The organism is Kitasatospora sp. NPDC096140 (genome assembly GCF_040303045.1).
In the GTDB taxonomy this organism is placed as follows: Bacteria; Actinomycetota; Actinomycetes; order Streptomycetales; family Streptomycetaceae; genus Kitasatospora.
Window position 1 is genome coordinate 15,497 of sequence record NZ_JBEOUW010000028.1, and the last position, 26,060, is coordinate 41,556.

Below are 26,060 nucleotides of genomic sequence, written 5' to 3' on the forward strand. Positions count from 1 at the left end.
CCACGAAGACGGAGCCAAGCCGTGAACCGCACCATGCTCAAGTCCAAGATCCACCGAGCCACCGTGACCCAGGCGGACCTGCACTACGTGGGATCGCTGACGATCGACCAGGACCTGATGGACGGCGCCGACCTGCTGCCCGGCGAACTCGTCCACATCGTCGACATCGACAACGGCGCCCGCCTGGAGACCTATGTGATCGCCGGCCCGCGCGGCAGCGGGATCATCGGCATCAACGGCGCGGCCGCCCGGCTGATCCACACCGGCGACCTGGTCATCATCATCAGCTACACCACGGTCGGCGACGCCGAGGCCAAGGCCCTCGTCCCCAAGGTCCTGATGGTCGACGCGGACAACCGCCCGCTCGCCTACACCGACGACCCGGCCGAGCCGGTGCCCGGCACCCGGACCAGCCGCGGCGACGCGGTCGCCGCCCGGTAGCGCGGGGGAGCAGTAGCGGGAGCAGCTGCGGGAGGAGCAGGGGGAGGGGCGGGCCGGACCACGTTGTCCGCCCGCTCCTCCCGTTCTCCACGGGATTCAGGACGGAGCGCCGACGGCGGCCTGCGCCATGGCGATGAAGCGCGGGATGAGCGGATGGGCACCGCGCTGGGGATGGACCAGGTTCAGCGGCACCTGCGGGGCGTCCGGGATGGCGATGAACGACACGAACGAGTGCACGTGCTGGCGGCCGACGAATTCGGGGACCACGCCCACACCCCGGTTCGCGGCGACCGCTTCCAGCCATTCGTCGAAATTGCTGCAGATCGCGGAGACGCTCGGTTGGCGGTCGGCCGGCCAGTCGGTCAGGTCCGTCGTTCCGCTCACCTCGTTCAGCACGAGGCCCAGTTCGGCGATTTCGGCCCAGCTCATCTCCTCCTTTCCGGCCAGTTCGGATCGTGTGGAGACGGCGGCGATCCTCCGTTCGTGCAGCAGGGTCGTGACCTTCACGTCCGGGGCCTTGATCCGACCGCGCAGGATCGCCAGGTCGCTTTTCCCGCGGTCGACCCCGGCGAGCTTGGCGTCGTGCCGCTGCACCTGGACGGTGACGCCGGTCTCGGCCTCGAACTCGGCGATCACCTCCTGCGGCCACCCGGAAGGGAAACCCCAGGCGAATCCGAGCCTGAGCACGTCCTTCGGTTCAAAACGCAATGCGTCTTCCAACCGAGTTATGAGAAAGGAAAGTTGATCGTAAAGGCGCTCACCTTCCGGGGTGAGCGTCACCTGACGGGTGGTTCGTTCCAGTAGCTTCCGGCCGAGCAGTTCCTCCAGGCGCTTGATGTTTCTGCTGAGCGTCGGCTGGGAAACGTTCATCCGCTTGGCGGCGCGGGTGAAGTGTCTCTCTTCCGACAGGGCCAGGAACCCGCGCAGGTGGTGCAGCTCGATACTCATGGACAGCAGCATATGCAGGGAGGCATATGCGTCATCAGATGTCCCGGGCCGTCGGGAGCTGTGAGATGTCGGACGCAATGGGCCCTTCCCCGGTGCCTCGGCAGGCTTTCCGGCGGCCGGCCCCACTCCCGGGCCCGGGCTGTTTCCGCCCGTTCCACCGCACAGTTGACCGGCATTCACCTGAGTCTCCGTCACAGCGGTCGCGAACACTCCCGGACCGGAGGCCTTGTGCCGCCGGCCGCTCCCGGGCTCGTGGGTGGCGTCGAGCAGGCCGACCGGTCCGGCCCGGGAGCGGAGGGTTCAGCCCGAGTACTCCTCGTCGGTCACGTGCTCGTGCCAGTCGGTGGGCCCGTCGGTGACGGCGATGTGGGTCATGAACGTGCCCTCGCCGGCGCCGTGCCAGTGCTCCTCGCCGGGGTGGCAGACCACCGTGTCGCCGGCCCTGATCTCCTGCCGCTCGCCGCCGCGGGCCTGGACCACGCCCACGCCCTCGGTCACGTGCAGGACCTGTCCGGCCGGGTGGGTGTGCCAGTGGCTGCGGGAGCCGGGCGTGAACAGGACGTTGCGCACCTCGGCGTTGGCGGTCGCGCCGATCCGCGGCCACAGCCAGACGTCGCCGGTGAAGCGGTCCTCGGGGCCCTTGGTCGAGTCTCCGGGGTGGTGGATGACATCCATCGTGTGAACTCCTTCGTGGTCATCGGTCATTGGTCATTGGTCGTCGGCCACTGGTCGTCGGACGTCGCCGGTTGGCGACCAGTGGCGGGTGGCTATTGCTCGCTCAGCACCGGGCCGGTCGACGTGGACCGCCCGGCGAGCAGGATCAGGGCGGAGGCGGCGAGCGACATCACCGCCAGGACGGCGGTGGTGGTGGCGAACGCGTGCTGCGGCGTCCCGCTGCCGCCGACGAGATCCAGGTAGAGGGTGCCGAACACGGCCACGCCCAGGGTGCCGCCGACCTGGAGCGTGGTGTTGAACAGGCCGCTGACGTCCGGCGCGTACCGGGCCTCGACGGTCTCGGTCATGTGCGCCAGGGTGCCGCTGAACGCCGCGCCGTAGCCGACGCCGCCGATCCCCAGCAGGACGACCAGGGCGGCGGTGCCCTGGGCGCCGAGCGCGATGAGCGCGAAGCTGACGGCCATCAGCCCGCCCCCGACCGGGGCGGCCAGCCGGCGGGCGCGCGTTCCCAGCCGCCCGAGGATCGGCCCGATCAGGGCGAAGGTCGCCACCCAGGCGACCGGGACCAGGCCGGAGTAGACCGCACTCTTGCCGAGCCCCTGTTGCAGGTAGAGCGCCAGGACGAACAGCACGGCGAAGTAGCCGGCCCGGGTGGCGGCCTGCGAGGCGAGGGCGAGGGCGACATGACGGTGGGTCAGCAGCTCGACGTTCATCAGGGGGGCGCCCGAGCGTCGCACCACCCTCCGCTCGGTCCAGCCGAAGAGGGCGAACACCGGCAGCGAGGAGCCCAGGCAGAGCCAGGTCCACGGCGGCCAGCCCGCGTCGCGCCCCAGGACCAGCGGTGTCACCAGCAGGAACAGCCCGAGCGAGAGCAGCGCCACGCCGGGCAGGTCCAACGCGCCCTGCTGCGAGGGGCGGTCGTCCGGCAGGAAGGCCAGCGAGGTGAACAGCAGGACGACGCCGATCGGCACGTTGATCAGGAAGACCGGCCGCCAGCCGGTGCCCAGGATGTCAGCCGACACCAGGATGCCGCCCAGTGCCTGGCCGACGACCGAACTGACGCCGAGGATGCCGGTGTACGCGCCCAGCGCCCGGCGCCTGGCCCGGCCCTCGAACTCCACCTGGATGGTGGTCAGCACCTGGGAGATCATCAGGGCGGCGCCGAATCCCTGCACCACCCGGGCGCACACCAGGACGACGGCGTCGGGCGCGAGGCCGCATCCGAGCGAGGACAGGGTGAAGACGGTCAGCCCGGCGAGGTAGACGCGCCGCCGACCGTGGATCTCGCCCAGTCGGGCGCCGGTGATCAGCAGCATCGCGAAGGCGAGCGTGTACCCGGAGACGATGAGCTCCAGGGCGCCGCTGGAGGCGTGCAGCCGATCGCGGATCGAGGGGATCGCGACGTTGACCACCGCGATGTCGACGTTGCCCAGGAACATGCCGCCGAGCAGGGACGCCAGCATCCAGAACGGCCGTCCGCCGCGTCGGTCCCCGGGGGTGTGCGGTGCCTCGACCGGCACCGCCTCGGTTGCCGCAGAGATCTTCAAGGAATCCACATCCCGGAGTGTAACTACTAGTATGTACAGTCGCAATCCGGCGCCGGCGAAGGCCAGTCCGGGCTCGAACGGCGGACGGAAGGCAGCCGACGGGCGGCGGGACGGCGCCGGACGGACGGCGGCCGACGGGCGGCCGGGGGCGGGTGGGGCACCGACTGGACGGTCCCGCCCCCGGCCGTCACGGGCGCGGCCTCAGACCACGTCCCGCTGGACCAGCTGGAACTGGATCCCGTCGGAAGTCCCGGGCTGCGTCCAGGCATTGAGGTTCGGCCCCACCAACACAGGCTCGCTCGTGGTGAGTTCGATGCCCAGCTGCTGCACCGCCTTCATGATCTGCGGCACGTCGTCGACCTCCACGCCGATGTGCTCGATCCGGGCCTGCGCCCCGTCGCCGAGCCTGCGGCTGCGCGCCTCCGCACCGGTCGGCTCGATGAGCTCGATCCGGCCGTCCCCGCACCGGTAGAACGCGATCCGGACGTTGCGCTCGGGGATGTCCTGAGCCCGTTCCAGCTGCATGCCCAGACTCTCCAGCAGGGCTCGGGCCTCGGTGATGTCGTCCACCACCACGCCGATGTGGTCGATCCGCTTGAACATGGTCTGCCTCTCGTGACTGCTCGTGCTGCTCGTTGACTCTCGTACTGCTCGGGGTTCTCGTACGTCTCGGCGCGTGCCCTGCCGGCTACTTGGAGAAGTTGTTGTGCAGGGCGGCCAGTTGGGGAAGGTTCGACATGTTGAGGAGCAGCAGGTCGGCGTCCCCCGCCCCGTTCTCGAAGTGGTGCACGGTCCATGCCGGGATGAGCAGGATGTCGCCCTCGCTCAACCCGGTGGTGTCGCCGCTCTCGTGGAAGACCACCGTGCCCGTCCCGGAGCGCACGAAGTAGAGGTGCCACCAGGTGTGCGAGTGCGGGGTGGTGCGCTCTCCGGGCCGGACGGCCTGGAAGGTCATCGAGGTGCCGGGGACGACCTCGTGGCCGCCGTCCGGCCGGGCCAGGGTGATCGTGCCGTACTCGGTGTGCTCGGTCACCCGGAGCTCCTCGGCGAGGGCTTCCCACTGCCACAGGACCGGCTCCGGCTGCGGCCGCGCATGGCGTCGGCGGAACTCAGGGTACGGAAACTGCTGTCCGGGCTGTATCGCCACGTTCTGCCTCCGGGGTGACGTCGGTGCGCTGGTGGATGTGCGTGATCAGGTCCCGGACGGCGGTGTCCGCGTCGGCCGAGAACTGCGAGGCCATCGCGTGCCGGGGCAGCGCGTGGGTGTAGAACCGCGGCCCCTCGACCGGGTAGCCGATCGCCCAGGCGGTGGCGAGCGTCTCGCCGGTCGCGGTGACGGGCCGGCCGCACGCGTCGATCTCGATGCCGCCGGGCCGGAACGGGCCGTTGGCGTACGGGCGGACCAGCCCGCGCCCGAGCAGGTTGCCGGTCAGCGGCGAGCCGTCGAGTTCCGGGTGGAAGGCGTCGAGCCGGGCGATCACCAGGGCGTCGGCGGCCACCGACTCCGCCCCCTGCGGGTACGGGGTGCGCACCACGAACCGTCCGGCCTCCCGGTCGTGGACCACGGTGCAGCCCGGCCCGCCGGCCAGGTCCACCACTCCCGCCCGGAACAGCGCGAGCAGCTGCCGGTTGCGGACCAGCGGCGGACCGAACGAGACCCGGTTCATGATCGGGCCGTAGGTCCGGTTGAACACCCGGTGCGACCGCGGGGTGAGCCCGGAGAACTCCACCGCCTCCCGCAGGCTCGCCCGGGTGTCCCGGATGACGTCGGTGGCGGCCTTGACCGGGCTCGTCGTGTTCCCCAGTTCCGCCTGCGCCAGGTCCTCGGCGACGTGGTCGAGGAAGAACCCGGTGAAGGCCTTCTGGCTGTCGAACTCCCGCTCGTGCAACGGGTCGAGGATCGCCTCGACGGCCGCCAGCTCGGCCGGGCTCGGCTCGAACCCCTCCGGGGGGACCGGGCCGCCCTGCTGCGCGGCACGGTGGGCGTAGGCCATCTCCTGCTTCAGGAGCGGCAGCACCTCCTCCTCGAAGTCGAGCCGCGGGTCGTTGCGCCGCTCCAGCGCGCGTTCCTTGAGGAGGCGCACCGCCTCCGGGGTGAAGAACCGCGCCCGGTGCTGCCCGGTGGTGCCCTTCTGGTTCACCCCGCGGGCGGCGAACGGCAGGCACTGGCGGGAGAACAGCCGGATCGCGGGCTCCCGCCCGGAGGGCCGGTAGACGAGCTCCGCGCCGGAGTCGTCGAACCGTCCGCCGCGGCCGACCGTGAGCTCGGAGATCACGTCGTGCGCGGTCAGCCCGAAGCCCTGGACGGCGACGGTGGAACCGGGGGCGATCCCGCCGAGCCGCTGCACCGGGTACGGCGAGGCGCAGTACGCCAGCCAGGGGTTGCGGTCGGCGTGCTCCCGGGCGAACTCCGTGTGGGCCCGGTCCTCGTCGGTGGGGATCCGCTCGCAGTGCCCGGTGGTGAGGAAGACGTAGTCGCTCGGCAGGCGGTGGCCGTTCGCCAGGTGGACGGTGTAGCCGCCGCCCGGGTGCGCCTCGACGTCGCACGCCCGGTCGCGGTGGTGCACCACCCTGATCCGCTCCGGCAGCGCGCGCACCGTCCGGTCGAACACCCAGGTGAGGTACTCGCCGAGCAGCTTGCGCGGCAGGTAGGCGTGTTCACCGACCGGGCGGCCGCCCTCGCCGCCGGTGGGGTGGAACCCGGTGTCGAACTCGCGGTACCCGACGGCCGCCGCCCACTCGGTGAACGAGGGGCCCCGGCCGTCGGCGAACATCGTCACCTGGCTGGCCACGGTGTTGGTCAGCAGGTGGGCGGGCTGGCCGGCGGGGTGCGCGCCCTGGCCGGGCTCGCCGGGGTCGATCAGGTGCACCTCCAGCCGGCGGTCGGCGGGCAGCCGGTCGGCCAGTTCGCCGATCCGCTGCAGGACGCTCAGGCCACGCGGCCCGACGCCGATGATCGAGACCTGGTGGAGCGTCATCGGGCGGCCCCGATCCGCTCCGCGCGGGCCGCGGCGCCGTCGGTCCCGCTCATGGCGCTCTGGGCGCCCTGGGTGCCCTGGCTGTGCTCCGTGCCCGGGGTGCCCGGGGTGCCCGGGGTGTCGGCCAGTGGGGCCTCGTGCAGGCGCACCCAGTCGGGCGCCGCCGCCAGCGGGGGGAACCGCCGGGCCACCCGGGGGTCGTGGCCGGGGATGACGTGGTCCGGGCCGTCCGCGAGGGACTCGATCACGTCGTAGCCTTCGAGCATCGGCGTGAGCTGGTCGAGGATCGGGAACGGGCTGCGCAGCCGGATGTTGGCCCACAGGTGGGTCGCGTCGCTGGCCAGCACGACCCAGCCGCGCGCGGTGTGGACCCGGACCACCTGGGTGCCCGGCGTGTGGCCCGGCACCGGGTGCACCGTGACCCCCGGCAGGATCTCCGCCTCCCCGCGGTGCAGCACCAGCCGCTCCTCGAACAGCCCCTGCACGGCGGTCTGCACGTTGACCGGCTCGAACGGCCGGCGTACGGCCCGGTGGCGCATGGCCGGCCCGGCGCAGAACCGCAGCTCCTCCTCCTGCAGGTGGATGCGGGCCGTGGGGAAGCGGTCCAGGTTGCCCGCGTGGTCGTAGTGCATGTGGGTGATCACGACGTCCGACACCTGCTCGGCCGTGACCCCGAGGTCGGTCAGCGCGTCGACCGGGCAGCGGAACAGGGTGCGACCGCGGCGGAGGGCCATCTCCTCGGGGAAGCCGGTGTCCACCAGCAGGAAGTGCCGGTCGTCGCGGATCGCCCAGAGGTAGAAGTCCATCGGGCCGGCGCTGCCCGGGGCGAACTGGCCTTCGTCGTGCAGGAAGTTGTCCCGCGCGGGGCGGTCGGCGTGGGTGCCGAACCGGAGCGCGAGGACCTCGTAGGTCGGCAGCGGTCGACCGGCCATCCGGGTCACACCCCCACCAGGTCGAGCGGTCGGCCGATCCCGGGGCGGTCCCCGGCGGGCTCCTCCTCGAAGAAGAACGAGCGCTCCCCGAAGGCCGGGACGAGCTGGTCGAACCAGGTCGCGGCGGGGTCGAACTTCGCGTAGAAGGGGCGGCGGACGACGCCGTCCTGACGCGCCTGCAGGAACTGCAGCGCGAACACCTTCTCGCCGCGGATCGTCGGCGTGCCGTCGATGAGCACCTTGCCGGGGAAGGCGCTCATCGACGGGCCGCGCACGGTGCGGGACAGCCCGGAGACCGAGCTGTAGGCGGTCCGGAAGATGTCGTACGCCTCGGCCAGCGGCAGTTCGAAGTAGGACCGGGCACCCGTGTCGCGCTCGACGAACATGTAGTACGGCACGGCGCCGAGCTTGACCCCCAGGGTCCACAGCTCCTGCCAGGCCGCCGGGTCGTCGTTGATGTGCCGCAGCACGGGGGACTGCATCCGGACGACCGCGCCGGTGCCGGTGATGCGTCGCAGCGCCTGCTGGGCGATGGCGGGGCGCAGCTCGGCCGGGTGGTTGTAGTGGGCCATCAGGGCGAGGTGCTTGCCGGCGCCGACGATGCGCTCGAACAGGCGCAGCAGGTCGTCCGCGTCCACGTCGCTGACGAAGCGCTGCGGCCAGTAGCCGACGGCCTTGGTGCCGATCCGGATGTTCTGGATGTGCGCCAGATCGGGCGCCAGCAGCGGTTCGAGGTACCGCTCCAGCGCTCCGGTCCGCATGATCATGGGGTCGCCGCCGGTGATCAGCACGTCCGTGACCTCGGGGTGCCGCCTGAGGTAGGCGGCCAGGCCCTCGGCGTCGCGGGCCGCGAAGTGCAGGTCCTCCTCGCCGACGAACTGGGGCCAGCGGAAGCAGAACGTGCAGTAGGCGTGGCAGGTCTGGCCGGCGCTCGGGAAGAACAGCACGGTCTGGTCGTACTTGTGCTGGATCCCGGGGACGACCTGGCCGTCCAGCTCCGGCACGTTGTGGCTCAGCTGGCCGGCCGGGTGCGGGTTCATCCGGGTGCGGACCTCGAAGATCTGCTTGGCCAGCTGCTGCTTGTCACCCGAGCGGATCAGGTCGCGCAGTGCGGTGTAGTCGTCGGGTTCCAGCATCGTGCGGTGCGGGAAGTTGAGCCGGAATATCGGGTCGTCGGGAATTTTGTCCCAGTTGATGAGTTCGTCGAGTACGTACTGGTTCGTCCGGAACGGCAGGACGTGGGCCACCACCTCGACGGCTTCGCGGAGGTCCTGCGGAATCCGCTCCCATTGCGGCGACCGCGTTATCGACGACCGGTTGTACGGCTTGTACTTGGCAGGGCTGAGGTCGGCCATGTGTATTTCTCCGCTCGAATGACGGAAACGGGAGGCTGTGCGTGTCGCGCGGCGGCGGAATCGGGCGGTGTGCCGGTTTCCGGGGCCCGCGGTCCGGCCATCGGATCGGGCCGGCCGGGAACGCCCGGTGTGCGGGAAGTCCGCTGGTCGTGCCCGTCACACCGGTCGGACGGGGTCGGCCCCGGACGGCCGCCGCACGCCGTGCCGAAAAGCTAACCGGGGGGCCGGGGGGATGGGAAATAGATCGCCCCGACCATCCATTCGCCGGGTGCATGAATGGCGTTCCATGGCGCCGGTGCATGAATGATGCGCGGGCCGCATGAATGGCGGGGCGTGCTGACTAGGATCGGCGTGAGCGAACGATCGGGCGGCGCCAGACACCGGGGACGGGCTTTGAGGAATCGATTCAGTGTCGGAATCGTGGGGGTGGGCCCCCGCGGACTCATTCTGCTGGAGCGCCTGTGCGCCAATGCGGCGGCCGACCCCGACTGCGGCCCGGTGACGGTGCACGCGATCGACCCGACCCCGCCCGGGGCGGGCCGGGTCTGGCGGACGGACCAGTCCCCGCAGCTGCTGATGAACACGGTCGCGGAGCAGATCACCGTGTTCACCGATGCGAGCGTGGTCTGCGCGGGACCGGTGGTGCCCGGCCCCAACCTGTACGAGTGGGCGCGGGCGCTCGCCGGGGCGAGACCGGACGCCCCCAGACCGGACGACCTCGGTGGGGCCGACGGGCACGCCGACTGCGGCGGGGACGACTTCGGCCCGGCCGACTTCGGCCCGGCCGACTTCGGCCCGGCCGACTTCGGCCCGGACGACGCGTACCCGGACGACATCCTCCGCGAGGCGGGCGCGTTGGGCCCGAACTCGTACCCCACCCGGCCCTTCTACGGCCACTACCTGCGCTGGGCCTTCCGCCGCGCGGTGCGGACCGCGCCGCCGCACGTGACGGTGCGCGTCCACCGGGACAGCGCCGTCGCACTGGAGGACTTCGGCGAGCAGCAGCTGTTGCGCCTCGCCGGCGGCGACCGGATCCTGCTCGACGCCGTCGTCCTCGCCCAGGGCCATCTGCCCACCGCCCCCGGCCGCACCCCCGCAGCCTCCGCAGCGACGGGCCGCGCCCCCGCAGCGACCGGCCGCGGTCCTGCAGCCCCCGCAGCGACCGGCCCGGCAACGACCCACGCCACCCCGGCCCCGGCTCCGACCCCGGCCGGCGGCCGGCACCTGCCGCCGGGCAACCCGGCGGAGGTCGACACCGAGGCGATGGCCCCGGGCGAACCGGTGGCCGTGCGCGGCCTCGGGCTCGCCTTCTTCGACTACCTGACCCTGCTCACCCAGGGGCGCGGCGGCGTGTTCGAGCAGCGCGCCGACGGGCGCCTCGACTACCGCCCGTCCGGCCGGGAACCGCGGCTCTACGCGGGCTCCCGCCGCGGCCTCCCGTACCGGGCGCGCGGTGAGAACCAGAAGGAGCTGGGCGAACGGCACCGGCCGCTGCTGCTCACCGGGCCGACCATCCGCGCGCTGCGCGAGCGCGCCGCCGCCCGCGGCGACGTGCGGTTCCGCCGGGACGTCTGGCCGCTGATCGCGCGTGAGGTCGAGATCGTCTACTACCGGACGCTGCTGAGCGGGCGCGCCGCCCCGGCCGAGGCGGTGAACGGCTTCCTGCGGGCCTGCCTGTACTCGCCGGCGCACCTGCCGCTGCCGGAGCCGCTGCTGCGGCGGCACGGCATCACCGCCGACACGCAGTGGAACTGGCGGCTGGTCGAGACCCCGTACGACGAACAGGCGCTGCGCGGGCGGCGGGAGTTCGGCCGGTGGCTGGCCGAGCACCTGGACCGCGACGCCGCCGCGGCCCGGGGCGGCAACGTCGACGACCCGGTCAAGGCGGCCCTCGACGCGCTGCGCGACCTGCGCAACGAGATCCGCCAGGTCGTCGACCACGCCGGGATCACCGGCCGCTCCTACCGGGAGGAACTGACCGGCTGGTTCTCGCCGTTCAACGCCGGCCTGTCGATCGGCCCGCCCGGGCGCCGGATCGCGGAGCTGGCCGCGCTGGTCCGCGCCGGCGTGGTGACCCCGCTGGGCCCCGGGATGCGGGTGGCGCCGGCACCGCGGCACGACGGGTTCCTGGTCTCCTCGGCCACGGTGCCGGGGCCGGCGATCGCGGTCACCACCCTCATCGAGGCGCGCATCCAGGACCCGGACGTGCGCACCACCGCGGACCGGCTGCTGCGGGGGCTCCTGGAGACCGGCCAGGCGGCGCCGTACCGGATCCCCGACCCGGACGGCGGCCACCACGAGACCGGGGCGCTCGCGGTGACCGAGCGGCCGAGCCGCCTCGTGGACGCGCGCGGCCGCGTGCACCCGCGGCGGTACGCCCTCGGCGTCCCCACCGAGGGGGTGCACTGGGCCACCGCCGCGGGGGTCCGGCCCGGCGTCGACTCCGTGACGCTCGGGGACGCGGACGCGGTCGCCCGGGCCCTGCTGGACAGCGCCGCACGCCACCGCGCCGACCGGATGGAGGCGTTGGCCCGGTGAGCACCCTCGCCCGGACCGTACGGGCTGCACGGACAACACGGCCCGCACGGCCCGCACGGCCCGACCCGGCGGGCCCCGGCGCGTCGGGACTGTCCACGGCCCTGGGGGTGGCGGCGGTCACCGTCCTCACCTCGCTGCCGGTCTTCCTCCCCGGCGCCGCGAACGGCCTGATCTGCGCGGAGCTGGGCTGGAGCACGACGCGGACCGGCGCCGTCCTCGCCGTCTACTGGCTGGCCTCCCTGACGGGTGCCTTCGTCAGCAGGCGCTCCGAACTCCCCGCCGGAGTGGAACGGACCCTGGCGGTCGCCCTCGGCGCCACCTGCGTCGGGCTGCTCTGCGCGGCCGGCGCACCGGTCGCCGGCCTCTGGATCAGCTCGGCGCTCGGCGGCTTCGCCTACGGGTACACCCAGCCGCACACCAACGCCCTCCTGATGCGCCGGTGCGCCCCCCGGCTGCGGGCCTTCGCGTTCGGCCTCAAGCAGGCCGCGGTGCCGGCGGCGACCCTGCTCGCCAGCGCGGCGATGCCGCTGCTCGCCGACCCGGTCGGCTGGCGCGGCGTCCTCGCCGCCACCGCGGTCCCGTGCGGCCTCGGCGCCGCTCTGGTGGTACGGCGCAGTGCCGCGGACGGGCGGCGACCGGCGGCCGCGGGCGGCGGTGCGCCGCTGCCGGCCGACGTCCACCTGATCGCCCTCAGCTGCGCCGGATTCTTCGGCGCGATGGTCGGCAACGGGCTGGGCGGCTTCCTGGTGCTGGCACTGACCACCCGGGGCGCCTCGCTGTCGGTCGCCGGAGCGGTGGCGACCGCCGGCGCCGCACTGAACATCGCCGTCCGGCTCGCCGCGGGCTGGCTGGTCGGCCGTCTGCCCCGGCTCGCCTGGCCGGCCCTCGTCGGCCTGTTCGCGACCGGTGCGGTGGGGGCCGTGCTGCTGGCCCACCGGGGGACGGCGCCGACCGTCCTCGGCGCCCTGCTCGCGTACGGCGGCGGCTGGGGCTGGGCGGGCCTGCTGCACTACGTCATCGGTCTGCCGTACCCCGGACGGGAGCAACGGGCCACGGCCTGCAGCCAGATGGGAGTCTCGCTCGGGGCCGCGGCCGGGCCGCTGCTGTGCGGTGTGCTGTTCGGCCTGCGCCCGGACGCCCTCTGGTGGGCCCTGGCGGCGGCGGCCGCCGCCGGCGCGGTCTGTGTCCTCGCCGCCGCGGTGGCCGGTCGGGCACCGCGGCAGCCGCACGCCGTCCCGCCGCCGCCCGGGCAGATCTGACTCGGGGTCAGTCCTGGCCGGGGTGGACCCGGAGGTCGGCCAGGACCCGTCGGACCCCCTCGACCGCCCGCTGGAACGCCTCGGGCTGCTGCCAGGCCCGTGCCAGGACGTACCCGCCCTGCACCGTCGCCATGATCAGTGCGGCGATCGCCACGGGATCGGTGCCGGGCCGCAGTTCCCCCGTGCGCACCCCCTCGGCGAGGACCGCCGTCAGCCGCTCGTCGAGCCAGTCGAAGAACTCGGCCAGCGGTGCGCGCAGCCGATCGTCCGTCACGACGTCGTAGTCCTGCGTCAGACGCCCCATCCGGCAGCCCGCCAGCGGGTCACGCTCCAGATCGAGGAACGCGTCGATGCGGGCGACGGCCCCGCCTTCGCCGCCCAGCGCCCCCTCGGCCCGGGCCCGGAGCTCCTCGCTCATCTGCGTCATGGCCTCCACCGCCAGCTCCGCCTTGCCGGAGAAGTGGTGGTACATGCTGCCCTGCCCCGCGTGCGCCCGCTCCAGGACCTTGGCCGGGCTGGTGCCGGTGTACCCGCGCTCCCACAACAGCTCCGCCGCAGCCCGGGTCAGCGCCTCTTTCTTGCTCATGCGCCGAGTGTACCTACCACTCGTTACAGCCATCCGCCGACGAGGGACGGCACGCCGGTCCTGCGGCATCGCCCGTCCCGCCCGTCGCCGTTCCCGCCCCGACCTGCCGCCGACCCGCCCCGTCCCGGTGCCCGTCCCCGGCTACCGGCGGAGGCCCTCCTCCGGGGTGTAGGTGATGCCGTGCGGCCCGCTGGTGCACCGTCCGGTCGCGGGGTCGAGGAGGGCGGTGAAGCGGTGGCGCAGGGCGGGGCGGTCGGGTGGTGTGGGCCAGGTGCTGGGGCGCGGGACGCCGTGGCGCTCCGACACCCAGGTCACCGGGATGGACAGGGTGTTGAGGAGGAAGTCCTGCTGCTGCCTCCGGCGCTCGCCGCTGTCGCCCGGGTGGTAGCGGGTGTCCGCGAACAGTGTGCCGGCCTGGTCGTAGGTGAGCGCCCCGTCGGGCTGTCGGTAGAGGGCGAGGAAGTCGATCGACGGTGTGCCGAGACGGGAGAGGGCGGCGATGCCCGGGGCGCCGATGTCCCGGCCGCCGCCGTGGGCCCTGCCCGACGCGAGGTCGGGGGCGGTGGCGGGGATCCGGCCCCGCCGGCCGTACGGGCGGAGCGGGCGGGCGGTCGTCTCGCCGTACTCGTCGTCGAGCGCGGCCCGCCAGCGCTCCCCGGTGCGGGTGAGGAGCCGCCCGAGCGCGCCGGGTCGAGGGTCGGCGGGGCCGTGGTCGGCGGGGCCGTAGACCTCCTGGACGAGGTCGCCGTGCTCGCGGGCGTCCAGGGCGAACCGGCCCGCCCCGCCGCCCCGCCGGTCGAGCGCGTGCCAGGTCGCGGCCAGCGTGTACGGCGCGTAGACGGTGCCGTCGGGGTTTCCGTACGGCCTCCCGCCGGCCGGGTCCGGCGGGTCGACGACGGGCAGCCCGGCATCGTCGGGCTGCCACAGCACGGTGAGGGCGGGCTCGCGGAACCAGGGGGGCCGGGCGGTGTCGCGGTGCCGGTGGAGGCGTCCGGCGCGCTGGATGAGCAGGTCGACCGGGGCGAGGTCGGTGAGGAGCCGGTCGAAGTCGACGTCGAGGGACTGTTCGATGATCTGGGTGGCGATGACGAGGAGTCGACGGGGGCGTTTCGGGTTGGGCCCGCCGCCGTCCGGGCCGGGGCCGAGGGCGTCGACCAGCCGGGTTTCGAGGGGGAGGCGGTCGCGGCCCATCAGCCGGCCGTGCAACAGGACGATCTCGTCCGCCTGCCACCCGTTCCGCCGTCCCAGATCGCTTGCGGTGCGGTGCAGTTCGACCGCGGAGGCGACCCGGTTGCGGACCACCGCGGTGACGCCTCCGTCCGCGGTCTCGCGCAGCAGCCGGGTGGCGAGGCCGGTCGGTCCGGGCAGCGGCCGGAGGCGGACGTCCGGAGCGACGCGACGGGACGGTCCGGCGGTCACGGTGTGGTCCTCACCGGCGTGGCGTACGGTGCCGCGCTGGTCGACGACGGTGACGGGGCCGGCGCCCCCGGGATCGCGGAGGACGGTGCGGTGCCCGGTGCACCAGGCGCGGACGAGCGCCTCCCGCACCGCGGTGGGGAGCGTCGCGGAGAGGACCACCACCGACGCCCCGGCGTCCGCGAGCCATTCGACCGCCGCGCCCAGCATGCCCTGCTGGAAGAGCTGGTACGCGTGGGCCTCGTCGATGACGACCGTCTTTCCGGCGAGCCCGAGCAGGCGCAGCATCCAGTAGCGGTTGCGCTGCGGGGTGAGGACGACCTGGTCCACGGTGCCGACCCCGAACGTCGAGACCAGGCCGAGGCAACTGCGCAGGTACCAGGGGTTGAGGACGACCTGGTCGGGCTCGCCGCCGCCGGGCGTGCCGCCACCCGATCTGCCGCCGCCGGGCCTGCCGGGCTCACCGGAACCGCCCCCGCCGGAACCGCCCCCGCCGGAACCGCCCCCGCCGGGCTCGCCGCTGTCGTCCGAGGCCGCGGCGACCGCGTCGGACAGCGAGCGCAGGGCGTTCTGCTGCCGGGTGGCCGAGGCGTCGATCAGCCGGTGGACCAGCTCGGTGGCCCCGGCGGCGGCGTGGACGACGGCGAGGTTGCCGGTGGTGGCGCCGTCGGTCGAGCGCCCGATGAACTTCTCAAGCTCGCCCGCCGCCTGGTTGGTGGCGGCCCGGGTCGGCAGGGCCATGAACAGGCCCTGGTGGCCGCAGGTCCGGGCGAGGTGGTGGGCGACGGCGAACGCCAGCCGGGTCTTGCCGGAGCCGGTGCCGGACTCGATGACGACCAGGGCCGGGCCGTCGGCGGGCAGGGCGGCGAGGGCGGCGCGCTGGAACGGCCGGGGTGCGGTGCCGGGGAACAGTTCGGCCCAGGTCCGGGGTTGCGGACGCCACCGGTCGAGCGCCACGGCGGAGACCGCGTCCCGGGCCTGGCGCAGGGACGCCGCCCACCAGTCGGCCGCCGGGGTGTCGAGCCGTCGGTAGGTGAAGTGGTCCTCGTCGGAGGCGATCCAGTCGGCCAGGATGACGAGGCCGGTGAACAGCGGTAGCACGGAGGGGCGTTCGGGCCTGACGAGGGCCGGCAGCGCCGTGAGGTCGACGCCGACGAGTCCGGCCGCCTCCGTGACGAGGCCGCGGTGGACGGGCTCCCACGCCTGCATCGGGGCGGCACCGGCGGCCCGCTCGACGGTGTCCGCGTCGGGGATGTGGCCGTGGTGGCCGCCCAGCAGCAGGGCGACGGCGTGCAGGCCGGGGAACTCCTCCCCGCCCCCTCCGCAGCGCTCGCAGCCGCAGCCGAGGATCCGCGGCAGGTGCGCCGCCGTGATGTGCTCGTGCCGGGCGTCGACCTGTCCGTCGGGGTGGGCGTCGTACGGGAGTCGGGCTGCGGCCGCCCGGGCCCGCCAGGCGTCCGCCTCGCGGCCCCTGAGCAGCGGATCGTCGTATCGGCCCGTGCCGAAGGAGCGCAGGAAACAGCCGGAGGCCTTGCCCAGGTCGTGCAGGCCGGCCAGCAGCATCACCGTGCGACGCGCGGTCTCCTCCTCGCCGGCCCCGAACGCCTCCGCGAGCCGCAGCCGCACCCCGGGCGTGAGGTAGCGGTCCCACAGCTGCCCTGCGCACGCGGCCGTGTCGAGGACGTGTGCCGTCAGCGGGTTCCAGGCCGGACCGCCGGTGCCGCGGGATCGGCGCCGCCGGTCGGTCTTGCCCCAAATCGTTTGGTGCGCAGGCGTGTTGAAGAACTGACGGTCTGTCAAGCCCCACCTCCAGGTCCTGCTAGTGTCGTGCCGCGACGACGGGCCCAACGGAGTATGTGGGGCCGGTGACGTCGCCCGTGCGCCGCTTCGCCGGTGCGGTGCGACCTCGCGGAGGGGAGGAGCGGACATGCCATGGGATCCACGCCACCAAGCATGCATCCCGGTACTGACAATCCACGGCGGCCCGGTCCGGCCGGGCCCCGCGGGCGGGGGAGAGCCGCCGCCGGCCACCCCGGCGGACGAGGGCGAACAGGGCAGGCCCGGGCTCGCCAAGGTCTCCGTCGTCCGGGCGCTGCGGGACGCCGACCGGATCGCCACCGTGTACGGGAGCACACCGGGAGAGACCGTCGCACTGCTCGAATGGCTGCTCGGCGTGCTGTACGCCGCCGGGTGCCACCCGGAGTCGCACGGCGAGTGGTCGGCCTGGGTGGAGGAGCGCCGACCGCTCACCGATGCCGCGGACTGGCTTGCCGACCACCCGGGCGTGTGGGACCTGTTCGACGCCGAGCGCCCGCTGGGCCAGAACGCCGCCCTACTGCGGCACGTGGACGAGTTCGGCGTCGGGCCGGCCCAACTGGTGATCGAACACGCCGGTGACTACAACCAGCACTTCGACCACCGCCACCTCCACCACCCCGAGCCGCTCCCGGCCGATGCCGCCTGGCGCGCCATGCTGACCCAGCACGCCTTCGGCCAGGGCCGCCGGGCACGGATCCCCGCGAAGGAGATGGGCCTGCCCGCTCCGTTCACCAACCTCTCCACCTGCCGCCTGGGTTCGCGCATCCGGGTCCTCGCGCTCGGCCCCACCCTCGGCGACACGCTGCGGCTCAACCTCGCCCCCTGGGACGGTGACGATCCGGGTACCTTCAACCTGACCTGGGGCGACCGTTCCTGCCGCCGGTCGTTCCACCGCACCGGCGCCCACGAGGTCCGCCGTCCCGACGGCCCCGCCGACCTCCACACCGTCCTCGGCCGCTCGGTCGCCCTGCGCGCCGCGGCCCTGCCGAACGGCGAGCCGGGAGTCGACCGGGTCCTCGTGGGCCCGGGGGAGACGCTCGTCGAACTCCCCGACGTCTACCGCCAGGACGAGGTCGTGGTCCTGCGGGCGGGCAAGCCGGTGACGCTCAAGCCGCAGGCCTCCCGGGAGCTGTGGCGCGAGTCGCACGCGCTGTACGCCGCCGTCGCCGAACGCGTCAAGGGCAACGACCTGTACGGGCGCCTCGCCATGCTGCGCAGCGCCCGCCCGGAGCTGTGGGCGGTCGGCCTGCTGGCCGACAAGGGCAACCCGATCGCCTGGGTGGACGACCGCTTCCCGTTCGTCCCCGGCCGCGAGGCCGGCCTCCGACAGGCCTCCGAGCAGGGCTCGGCGGTCGCCGAGTACGCGGCGGCCGCACTCCGCGCCGCCGCCGCGACCGCCTGCGAGCACGTCTACCCGAACGCCAAACCCACCGACCGCTCCGCCCAGTCGGCCCGCTTCGACGGCGAGCCCGAGTTGTGGGCGGGGGCCGGCACGGAGTTCCACGCCATGCTCGACGCCGTCGCCGACGGCCACCCGGTCGGGCCCGCGCTGGACCGCTTCGGGGCCGCGATCAGGGCGCTCGCCACGGACGCCCTGAAGGCCAGGCTCGACAGCCTCCGCCTGGCCGGCCGCGAGCTGAAGGCGCACACGATGGCCCTGAAGCGCCTCCAGGACGTCCTGGACCACCCCGACGCGCCGAACCCGCTGAAGGAGACCGCCGCGTGACCGACTCCGTGACCGACTCCGTGACCGACCTCGTGACCGGCTCCGCGCCACCGCCCGAAGGCCCACCCGCAGGCCCGCCCGCCGGGACGGAGGGTCCCGCCGAGCCGTCCGTCCGGCAGCCGGCCCCTGCGGACCCGGCCCCGGGGAAACAGCTCACTTCCTGGCTCTGCGGCCTCGTCCGCGCCCGGCAGACCGGGCAGTTGGCCGACCTCCGCCGCCCGGCCGCCGTGACGCGGGCCCGCCTTGACGCCGCGGAGTTCGCGCCCTCCGAGGAGACCAGGCCGGTCTTCGAGCACGTCGCCTTCCTGTTCGCCCGCTACCACGCCGGGCGGCTGGATCCGTCCCCGGGCGCGGGCGACATCGGGGCCGCGCTCCGGCGGATCGGCTCGGGAGAGGGCCGGGGCCCGGCCAACCCGGGCGCGGTACGGCTGCTGGACCGCGTCGTGGCCTCCCGCAGGGTCCCGTGGCGCCACCTCCAGCACGTGATCGAGCGCGCCCGGTCCTGCGACACCGTCCCTCCCTCCTGGGCGGTCCTCGCCGAGGACCTCGCCGGATGGTCCGGCCGGGGGCGGCCGGTCCAGTACCGGTGGGCTCGCTCCTTCTACACCCCGACCTTCACACCGGACACCCGGACCCTCGTACCCGGGTCGCGCGGGACCGAAGCCGACCCGATCGGAGACAGCAAGTGACCAGCCCTGCAAGGCCGATGCCCACGGAGGCCGCTTCCGTGGACGGCGCGGCCCCCGACTCCACCGCGGCCCCCTCCAGCGCCCCGCAGTACCTCTCCCTGCACCTCCTGGAGACCATGGTCGCTGTGCTGCCGGTGCGCGACGAGAACGGCATGCCCAAGGCGATCAGCCTCGGCGGCGACCTCCGTACGATGATCACCTCGCAGGCCCGTCGACGCGCGGAGCGCACCTACTCCCGCAACCGTGCCAACACCGGGGACGGGCCCCTCGCCGGTCACACGATGGGCCTGCGGACCCGCGAGTGGGCGAAGATCACCGCCGCCGCGCTGGAGGCCGGAGGGTGGGAGCCGGGGACGGCACTCGCCACCGCCAAGGCCGTCCTGAGCGGCATCGGGCTGAAGTTCGGGGACAAGCCCAACACCGCCGACCTCACCAAGGTGCTGCTGTTCGCCCCCGAGAACGCCGGGAAGGTCCTCGCCGACCGGCTCCTCGAACACCGCGCGGACGTCGCCGCATGGGCCGACGCCTACCTGGCGGCGCAGGACGCCGCGGCGGAACGGAAGGCGAAGGCCGCCGCCAAGCGCCGCGCCCAGGCCAAGGACCGCAAGGAGGGGCGGGCGCCCGCCGACGAACCCAGGGAGGCCGGCGGCGAGACCGCCGACGAGAAGCTGCCCGGCCTGCCGAAGGAACTGCGGTCCGCCGTCCTCACCGCCCTGGCCCCCGGTGACGCGATCGACATCGCCCTCTACGGACGCTTCCTCGCCGAGATCGCCGACTCGCCCAACGTCGACGGCGCCGTCCAGACCGCGCACGCGTTCACCGTCCAACCCGCCGAGCACATCGACGACTTCTACTCGGCCGCCGACGACGCCAAGCTCGACCGCAGGAACCGCTCGCGCGCCAACGCCCTGGACCACCTGGACGCCGCCGAGGACTCCGGCGCCGGCATGACCGGGTACCAGTCGCTGATCTCCGGCACCTTCTACCGCCACGCCGTCCTGGACCGCCACAAGCTGCGCGCCAACCTGAAGGCGGCGGGCATGACGGCCGAGCGGATCGAGGCCGCGGCAGCCGCGGCCGAGCTGGAGGTGGTCGACGCCTTCGTCAACTCCCAGCCCCGCGCCAAGACCAACACCACCGCCTCGACCGGCTCCCTGCCGAAGCTCGTGATGGCTTTCGACGGCAAGCGCCCGTTCAACTACGGCCTGGCGTTCGAGAACGCCGTCTTCGAGGAGACGGACGGCCCGGCCTCCCTGGCGGCCACCCGCCGCCTCCTCGCCCAGCACGCCCTCGTCCTGCGCAAGCGCGACGACATCAGCCCGGCCCGTCTCCTCACCTACGACCTCGCGGTCGAGCGGCTGCTCGGCGAGGAGACGGCGAACGACCGGCTGCCCGGCGTCGAGGTCGACACCGTCGAGGAGCTGACCCGCCGGTGACGGAGTCCGTCCTCCTCGTGCGGCTCGCGGCGCCCCTCCAGTCCTGGGGGAGCGGCTCGCACTTCGACCGGCGCGACACCCGGCTGCACCCCACCAAGTCGGGGTGCGTCGGGATGGCCGCCGCCGCCCTCGGCCTCGACCGCACCGACGACATCGGCCGGCTCGCCGCCCTGCGGTTCGGCGTCCGCGCGGACCGGCCCGGCACACCCGTCCACGACTACCAGGTCGTCGGCGGCGGACCGATGCCGCTCCGGCCGCGCGACCTGATCACGGACCACCGGCGCGCCGAGGCCGCCGCCGCACGCCTCGACGACGAGCGCGGTCCGAGCTTCGGCCGGGCCGCCGGCACCGCGCTCGCCGCCTGGTACGGCGCGCCGAAGGAGATCGCGCCGGACGAGCGGACCGGTGCCCTCACCGCCGGGAACCTCCGCCGCGACCCGATGCAGACCCACCGCTGGTACCTGGCGGACGCCGCCTTCGTCGTGGCCTTCGAGAGCCCGGACCGCGGCCTGCTGGAGCGGATCGCCGACGCGCTGGAGCAGCCGAGGAGGCTGCTCTGGCTCGGGCGGAAGTCCTGCCCGCCGTCCGGCACCATCGCCGGCGGGGTGCACCCGGGCACGCTGGAGACGGTCCTGCCGTCCACCGCCCTGCTGCCCAACGCCACCACGCGGACGCCGTGGCTCTGGCGCGAGGTCCCGCCGGGCACCCGCGGCGCGAGCCGGACCACCGACCAGCCCGTCACCTTCGCCCCCGAACACCGCATGCACGCGGCCCGCTGGGAGACCCGCACCCGCCTCACGCCCGACCCGGAACCCACCATCCGCTGGGAGGACCTGATCCCGTGACGGCCCGACTGATCACCTGCCACAGCATCATCGCCCTGGACACCCGGCACCCCGTCGCCGCCCGCAGCCTCCTCGACGCCCAGGACATGCACCGCCTGGTGATGAGCGGCTTCCGCGGCTGGGTGGAGGACGGCGACCCGGACCCCCGGGCGCAGATGGGCATCCTGTCGACGTGGACCGTCGACCTCAGGACCGACACCCTGCTCCTGGTCGTGCAGTCCAAGGTCGCCCCGGACTGGTCGCTCGTCCCCCGGGAAGCGCTCACCCGCAGGATCGAGACCATCAGCGTCGACCAACCCCTGCGCAAGGGCGACCGGTTCACCTTCCGCACCGTCCTGAGCGCCCTGACCGCCCGCCCGGACCGCCCGACCGCGACGGGGCGCTCCCGCAAGCTCCCGGCGACCAACCCGGACCAGGTCCGCTCCTGGCTGATGAAGCGGTCGCAGCCGACCGTGGAGGACCAGGGCACGCCGCCGGACAGCGGTGTGCGGTTCATCGGAGCCGAGATCGACCGGCGCTCGCTCGCGATCCGCATGCTCCCGCCGGTGACGAGCCGCCACCACGCCGGCCTGAAGATCACCCGCGCCGAGGTGCGGGGACACCTCACGGTGCGCGACCCCGAGGCCCTCCACCGCACCCTGACCGACGGCCTCGGCTCCGGCCGGGCGTACGGCTGCGGACTGGTTCTGGTGCGCGACGGGCAGGGGTAGCATCACCCTGCCCCGCCCCGCGCGAGGATGACCCCGGAGTATGCGACACCGATGCTCCCTGCCCGGCCACCGCCGGGACCGCGCCGTGCGGCTGATGCCGTGTCGGGGCAGAGACGCCGGACCGCCCGGCCCGACGTCCTCGGGCCGGGCGGTTCCGGCGGCGTCAGTGTGACCAGTAGGGGTCGTCGACCGTGGCGCAGGGGGCGGCGTAGTCCAGCGGTCCCTGGCCGAACCCGCCGTGCCACTGGTCATCGCTCATGTCGGTGACATTGGTCAGGGTGGCCCGGACCTCGGCGCAACCGTTCACACCCACGACGAACCAGAGGGTGAAGTCCGAGCCCTTCACCTCCACGGAATACCCTTCACGGCGGGCCGGGTACCCCTTTGCCGTCCAGAGTGCCTGGACGATGTCGAGCGGCTCGTGATCCCGCTCGGAGGCGATCCGCACCCGGGCCGCCTGCCGGGCGATCATCTCCGCCCGACCCGTCTTCTTGCACCCGGACGTACCGCAGAATCCAGTCAGGTCTGGGTCGCTCTCGTACCTCGCCGTGGCCCACTGGAGCCCCGGGTGGAAGGCCCCCGCGACATCGGTGAGCTCGGCCTCGATCCGGTGCTGCGCCTGCTCGACCGGCACGGTGGGCTCCTCGGGCTCCGGCCAGGCGTACCAGCCGACCAGGAGCGCCAGCAGCGCCGCCGGCACGATCCTGCGCGCCCATACCGCGGCCCTCACCTGGGGTCCTCCCGCGTGATCGTGTTCCCGTGGCCGCTCACGATCTTCCCGATGTTGGGAAGCGAGTCGCCGCCCTTGTCGTGCTTCCCGAAGTAGTTGTCGTGGGAGTCGGTCACCGACCCGTCCGCCACCGAGAAGCGCTGCCCGCCGAAGCTCTGGCTCGCCGGGTCCGTGCCGTGCCACGACCCGTCGGGGTTCGTGAACGCCTCGACCGCAGCCCACCCGCCGAGGAGCATCCCGGGGGAGGGTGCGGCTGCGACGGGGTCGTACTTGGCCGTGCCGACGTACACGTGATCCGCACCGATCCCGAGCTGCGTCGCCTTGTCCACCCCGACACCAGGGCTGCCGACCAGGACGATGTCGTCGACGGGCAGGCCTCCGGGCTGCTGGGTCGCTTTCCCGACCACCAGGGAGCCGTAGCTGTGCCCCTGCGCGGTCATGTGTGCCGGCGCCCCCTCGTGGGTGGCCCGGAGCCCGGTGAGGAACTTGTTGTACGCGGCCCCGCCCTCCTCCGCCCGGTCCTGAAAGAGGACCGAGGAGCCGGTGCCCTCTAGCTGCGGGGCGTCGTACCCCAGCCAGAACACGGACGCGATGCTCGGCGTCTCGTGGTTGACCCCCGCGCTAGTCGCTGCGGAGTCGTAGATTCGCTTCGCCGTCAGGGCATCGCCGTTTCCGGCACCGGCCAGGTTGCTGTTCAGCCCGGGTACCAGCGACGAGACGTTCCGGGCCTTGTCCGGGTCGCCCCACGAGAGGATCGCGCGGCCCTGCCCCTGATCACCGATCCCCAGCAACAGCAGCGGAGGGTCGTAGCCCGGCCCGCCCACGCCGTTGTCCAGGTTGCCGTCGAGCCGGTCCCGAATGGCCTTGAAGCCGTCGAGCTGTGTTCGCAGCTCGTCGCGCTTGCGCTTCCACGCCGTGTAGTCGGGGTTCTCGACCGGCCCGCCGTTGGTCTCGGCGACGCTCAGCATCTTCGGCGGCTCGGGGCCGAGGTTGGCGAGTTGGGTGTTGTGGTCCTGGATCAGGTTCGCCAGGTTGGTCCGGTTGGCTTGGTGGCGGACGGCGGCGGGGATGCCGTCGAGGTTGCCGACCTGGTCCGGGTGGTTGAGGACCATCCGCTGCTGCTGAGCGTCGGTCAGGCCGTTCCACCAGGCCTTGACGCTGTTCGGGTCGGTGCCGGCGGCGGGGACCTGCTGGAGTGCGTTGGCGGCGTCTGTGTCGGCCTTCACGGTGGTGGAGTCCAGACCGGTGCCGTTGCTGGCGTTGGTGGCCAGGTGGCCGAGCCGTGCGCTGATGGTCTGGTCGGCGTGGTCGGCCTCGTTGAGTGCGGCGGTGATCCGCGCTTGGATCTGCTCGGCCTGGGTCTCGGCGTCGGTGCCGGCGAAGTTCGCGGAGTTCGGGTCGTTGTCCCAGGTGATCCCGCCGTCGGCGGCGACGGTGAGCTTGTGGGCCTTGGCGTCGTCGAGGGCGCTGATCAGGTGGGCCTGGGCCGCCGCGAAGCCCTCGGCAGCGTCGGCGAGGGCCTTGCTGATGAGGTCCAACTCGGTGTGTGCGGACTGCAGTTCGGTGCCCAGGAAGCGGATCCGGGCCTGCGCGTGGTCGGACGCGGTGCCGGTCCAGTGCGAGTTGGCCAGCCGGTCGGCGACCTCGTGCTGCCAGGACTCGATGTGCCGGCCGAAGGCCGAGTAGAGCGCGTCGAACGCGTTCTTCGCGATGGTGATGTTGATGACGTCGGCGTCGTACAGCGTCTTGATGTCCACCGGGCTACTCCGTCGCCGGCGCAGCCGGATCGATCTTGAACTGCAAGCCGGCGTCAGGATCTGTCATGCATGCCCCCCATGCGTTCGGGTCGGCCCACCCGCCGGCCCGTGTGTTCGAAAACAACGTCGAATACTAACGGATTCGATACGAAGGACGATCGACCGACGCGCGGGGGAGCGTCGCGACTCGGGGCGATGTGCAGGGCGCCTGCTCGACCCTGTCCGCCTGGTGGGTCGGTCGTCTCCGAAATCGGACTCGGTGGTCACGAGGTAGGCAGGGGAAGCTGACAACGTACACAGGAATCCGTCGGGGTCGCGTGGCTGATCCCCTCGTGATCGTGGCCGGCGCCCGCCGCAGTGCCCGGCCATTGCCGGTACGTGCCCGTACGGTCTTGACCCGTCACGGCGCAGCGCGCAGTCTGGAGATACAACGTAAATGTGGCATGTAAATCTTGCCCCGACGTGTACAGGCTCAGCTCATGGGAGGTTTCCATGACTGCCGCAGCGAACAGCGATCCGACCACGCCCCACACCGAGTCCGAGGACCTCGGCTGGACGATCAACATCCCCGGGCACCCGCCGCGTGCCGACTCTGCGGAGTACCGGGTCGCGCGGGCCGCGATGCACCGGCTGACCGACACGCTCGACAGGCCCTTCTACGGCGCCGAGCCGGTGGAGGACCACCACGGCGGCGGCCTGTGGCTCAAGGACTCCGACGGCTGGTACCTGGTCCGCAACCTGGTCGGGATCGAGTGGTCCGCGCAGTTCTGTGCCGACCCCGCCAAGGTCGACCTGCTGCGGCGGAACGCGAAGCGGCTGTACGCGCTCTGTCCGGAGGCGGTCGAGGAGCTCGGCATCAGGGAGCTGCTCGACACCCCGATCACGGATGCCGCCGGGGTGCAGCGGTGGACCGACTCGATCTGCAACGCCAGCGTGCCGCTCCCCCACGAGGTGCACTCCGCGGCGCTGCCGCAGGGCGGCGGCGTGCACCACTACCCGAGCCCGGTGACCGAGATCGTCTTCTTCAAACGGGACGACTTCGAGTTGTGGGTCGTCGACGCGGTCGGCCAGGCCGTCGCGGTGGCCCCGGTGGCGAAGCGCGGTTCCGGTGACGGGCGGGTGCAAGTGCTCTTCGCGGCGCAGGAGTCCGCGCTGCACCCCGAGCTGGAGCGGGCGCGCGCCAACGGGGACGTGCTGCTGCTGGGAGCGGACCATCCGATGGCCCTGACGGCCTTCGCGCAGCAGTACGGCCGGCCGGCCCCGAGTGCGGCGGCGCCGGGTGCGGCGGCGCCGCCCCGGGCGGCCGCGTAGAGCCATGGACACGGCACACGGCCGCGGACCGGGCGCCGGACCGGGCGCCGTCGAGGCCGTGGTCGAACTGCGGGCCGGCGGCGGGGCGCGGCTCGACGCCCTGCGGGACTGGTGCGCCGGGCGCGGGATCTCGGTCCTGCCGATGGCGGCCGGCGCGCTGGTCACCGGCCCGGCGGCGCGGTTCCGGGAGGCGTTCGGGCACGGTCCGGTCGACTCCTCGGGTGCGGAGGCGCTGCCCGTCCCGGACGAACTCCGGGAGGCCGTGCGGTCCGTCACCGTGCTGCCGGTGCCCGAACCCCATTCCCCCATTCCCCCGACGACTGACGACTGACGACTGACGACCGACGACCGACGACCGACGAC

General features: G+C 73.4%; 22 protein-coding genes. 10 read left to right on the plus strand and 12 right to left on the minus strand.

Annotated elements, in window-relative coordinates:
• Nucleotides 1–21: 21 nt before the first annotated feature.
• Nucleotides 22–441, plus strand: coding sequence for an aspartate 1-decarboxylase (gene panD, locus ABT048_RS26465; RefSeq protein WP_350523996.1), 420 nt, complete (start codon nucleotides 22–24; stop codon nucleotides 439–441).
• Nucleotides 442–537: 96 nt separating this feature from the next.
• Here panD and ABT048_RS26470 read toward each other — a convergent pair whose 3' ends face one another.
• From ABT048_RS26470 to ABT048_RS26505, 8 genes are all read right to left on the minus strand, one after another.
• The gene (locus ABT048_RS26470) at nucleotides 538–1,389 is read right to left on the minus strand and encodes a LysR family transcriptional regulator (protein ID WP_350523997.1); all 852 of its coding nucleotides are present in this window, start codon (nucleotides 1,387–1,389) and stop codon (nucleotides 538–540) included.
• A 300-nt stretch (nucleotides 1,390–1,689) separates the two neighbouring features.
• Nucleotides 1,690–2,064, minus strand: a complete 375-nt coding sequence (locus ABT048_RS26475) for a (R)-mandelonitrile lyase (RefSeq protein WP_350523998.1) — start codon at nucleotides 2,062–2,064, stop codon at nucleotides 1,690–1,692.
• Nucleotides 2,065–2,156: 92 nt separating this feature from the next.
• A complete protein-coding gene (locus ABT048_RS26480; protein WP_350523999.1) occupies nucleotides 2,157–3,620 on the minus strand; it encodes an MFS transporter in 1,464 nt (487 codons plus the stop codon).
• 192 nt (nucleotides 3,621–3,812) lie between these two features.
• A complete protein-coding gene (locus ABT048_RS26485) occupies nucleotides 3,813–4,214 on the minus strand; it encodes a VOC family protein (RefSeq protein WP_350524000.1) in 402 nt (133 codons plus the stop codon).
• A gap of 85 nt (nucleotides 4,215–4,299) precedes the next feature.
• Entirely contained in the window at nucleotides 4,300–4,644 is a 345-nt protein-coding gene (locus tag ABT048_RS26490) for a cupin domain-containing protein (RefSeq protein WP_350524001.1), read from the minus strand.
• A 76-nt stretch (nucleotides 4,645–4,720) separates the two neighbouring features.
• Nucleotides 4,721–6,589: an FAD/NAD(P)-binding protein gene (locus ABT048_RS26495; RefSeq protein ID WP_350524002.1), complete on the minus strand. Its 1,869-nt coding sequence runs from the start codon at nucleotides 6,587–6,589 to the stop codon at nucleotides 4,721–4,723.
• The gene (locus ABT048_RS26500) at nucleotides 6,586–7,521 is read right to left on the minus strand and encodes an N-acyl homoserine lactonase family protein (protein WP_350524003.1); all 936 of its coding nucleotides are present in this window, start codon (nucleotides 7,519–7,521) and stop codon (nucleotides 6,586–6,588) included. Before ABT048_RS26500 ends, ABT048_RS26495 begins: the two co-directional genes overlap by 4 nt.
• A gap of 5 nt (nucleotides 7,522–7,526) precedes the next feature.
• Nucleotides 7,527–8,876, minus strand: a complete 1,350-nt coding sequence (locus tag ABT048_RS26505) for a KamA family radical SAM protein (RefSeq protein WP_350524004.1) — start codon at nucleotides 8,874–8,876, stop codon at nucleotides 7,527–7,529.
• Nucleotides 8,877–9,296: 420 nt separating this feature from the next.
• Here ABT048_RS26505 and ABT048_RS26510 point away from each other — a divergent pair, with 420 nt between their 5' ends.
• Both ABT048_RS26510 and ABT048_RS26515 read left to right on the plus strand, forming a co-directional pair.
• Complete coding sequence (locus ABT048_RS26510; RefSeq protein ID WP_350524005.1) at nucleotides 9,297–11,414, plus strand: FAD/NAD(P)-binding protein; 2,118 nt, start codon at nucleotides 9,297–9,299, stop codon at nucleotides 11,412–11,414.
• A gap of 107 nt (nucleotides 11,415–11,521) precedes the next feature.
• Entirely contained in the window at nucleotides 11,522–12,673 is a 1,152-nt protein-coding gene (locus tag ABT048_RS26515; RefSeq protein ID WP_350524006.1) for an MFS transporter, read from the plus strand.
• A gap of 7 nt (nucleotides 12,674–12,680) precedes the next feature.
• On the opposite strand, the gene ABT048_RS26520 is transcribed toward ABT048_RS26515, so the two are convergent.
• Both ABT048_RS26520 and cas3 read right to left on the minus strand, forming a co-directional pair.
• Nucleotides 12,681–13,259 carry a TetR family transcriptional regulator C-terminal domain-containing protein gene (locus ABT048_RS26520; RefSeq protein WP_350524007.1) on the minus strand — a complete coding sequence of 193 codons (579 nt, stop codon included), beginning with the start codon at nucleotides 13,257–13,259 and terminating at the stop codon, nucleotides 12,681–12,683.
• A 141-nt stretch (nucleotides 13,260–13,400) separates the two neighbouring features.
• Entirely contained in the window at nucleotides 13,401–16,475 is a 3,075-nt protein-coding gene (cas3, locus tag ABT048_RS26525; RefSeq protein ID WP_350524008.1) for a CRISPR-associated helicase Cas3', read from the minus strand.
• A gap of 127 nt (nucleotides 16,476–16,602) precedes the next feature.
• Here cas3 and ABT048_RS26530 point away from each other — a divergent pair, with 127 nt between their 5' ends.
• From ABT048_RS26530 to ABT048_RS26550, 5 genes are read left to right on the plus strand one after another with little or no spacing between them, the layout of a single operon-like run.
• On the plus strand, nucleotides 16,603–18,219 hold the full coding sequence (locus tag ABT048_RS26530; protein WP_350524009.1) for a type I-E CRISPR-associated protein Cse1/CasA: 1,617 nt from the start codon (nucleotides 16,603–16,605) through the stop codon (nucleotides 18,217–18,219).
• A complete protein-coding gene (casB, locus tag ABT048_RS26535; RefSeq protein WP_350524010.1) occupies nucleotides 18,216–18,908 on the plus strand; it encodes a type I-E CRISPR-associated protein Cse2/CasB in 693 nt (230 codons plus the stop codon). Before ABT048_RS26530 ends, casB begins: the two co-directional genes overlap by 4 nt.
• A gap of 38 nt (nucleotides 18,909–18,946) precedes the next feature.
• Nucleotides 18,947–20,344, plus strand: coding sequence for a type I-E CRISPR-associated protein Cas7/Cse4/CasC (locus ABT048_RS26540; RefSeq protein ID WP_350524011.1), 1,398 nt, complete (start codon nucleotides 18,947–18,949; stop codon nucleotides 20,342–20,344).
• Entirely contained in the window at nucleotides 20,341–21,189 is an 849-nt protein-coding gene (gene cas5e, locus ABT048_RS26545; protein ID WP_350524012.1) for a type I-E CRISPR-associated protein Cas5/CasD, read from the plus strand. The genes ABT048_RS26540 and cas5e overlap by 4 nt, the downstream gene beginning before the upstream one ends.
• Nucleotides 21,186–21,899 carry a type I-E CRISPR-associated protein Cas6/Cse3/CasE gene (locus tag ABT048_RS26550; RefSeq protein ID WP_350524013.1) on the plus strand — a complete coding sequence of 238 codons (714 nt, stop codon included), beginning with the start codon at nucleotides 21,186–21,188 and terminating at the stop codon, nucleotides 21,897–21,899. The genes cas5e and ABT048_RS26550 overlap by 4 nt, the downstream gene beginning before the upstream one ends.
• A gap of 163 nt (nucleotides 21,900–22,062) precedes the next feature.
• On the opposite strand, the gene ABT048_RS26555 is transcribed toward ABT048_RS26550, so the two are convergent.
• The gene (locus tag ABT048_RS26555; protein ID WP_350524014.1) at nucleotides 22,063–22,629 is read right to left on the minus strand and encodes a hypothetical protein; all 567 of its coding nucleotides are present in this window, start codon (nucleotides 22,627–22,629) and stop codon (nucleotides 22,063–22,065) included.
• Entirely contained in the window at nucleotides 22,626–24,386 is a 1,761-nt protein-coding gene (locus ABT048_RS26560) for an alpha/beta hydrolase (protein ID WP_350524015.1), read from the minus strand. Before ABT048_RS26560 ends, ABT048_RS26555 begins: the two co-directional genes overlap by 4 nt.
• A gap of 492 nt (nucleotides 24,387–24,878) precedes the next feature.
• Here ABT048_RS26560 and ABT048_RS26565 point away from each other — a divergent pair, with 492 nt between their 5' ends.
• Both ABT048_RS26565 and ABT048_RS26570 read left to right on the plus strand, forming a co-directional pair.
• Nucleotides 24,879–25,697, plus strand: a complete 819-nt coding sequence (locus ABT048_RS26565; protein ID WP_350524016.1) for a DUF6424 family protein — start codon at nucleotides 24,879–24,881, stop codon at nucleotides 25,695–25,697.
• 4 nt (nucleotides 25,698–25,701) lie between these two features.
• Nucleotides 25,702–26,028 (plus strand): hypothetical protein, encoded by a 327-nt coding sequence (locus ABT048_RS26570; RefSeq protein ID WP_350524017.1) that lies wholly within the window; start codon nucleotides 25,702–25,704, stop codon nucleotides 26,026–26,028.
• Nucleotides 26,029–26,060 lie beyond the last annotated feature (32 nt).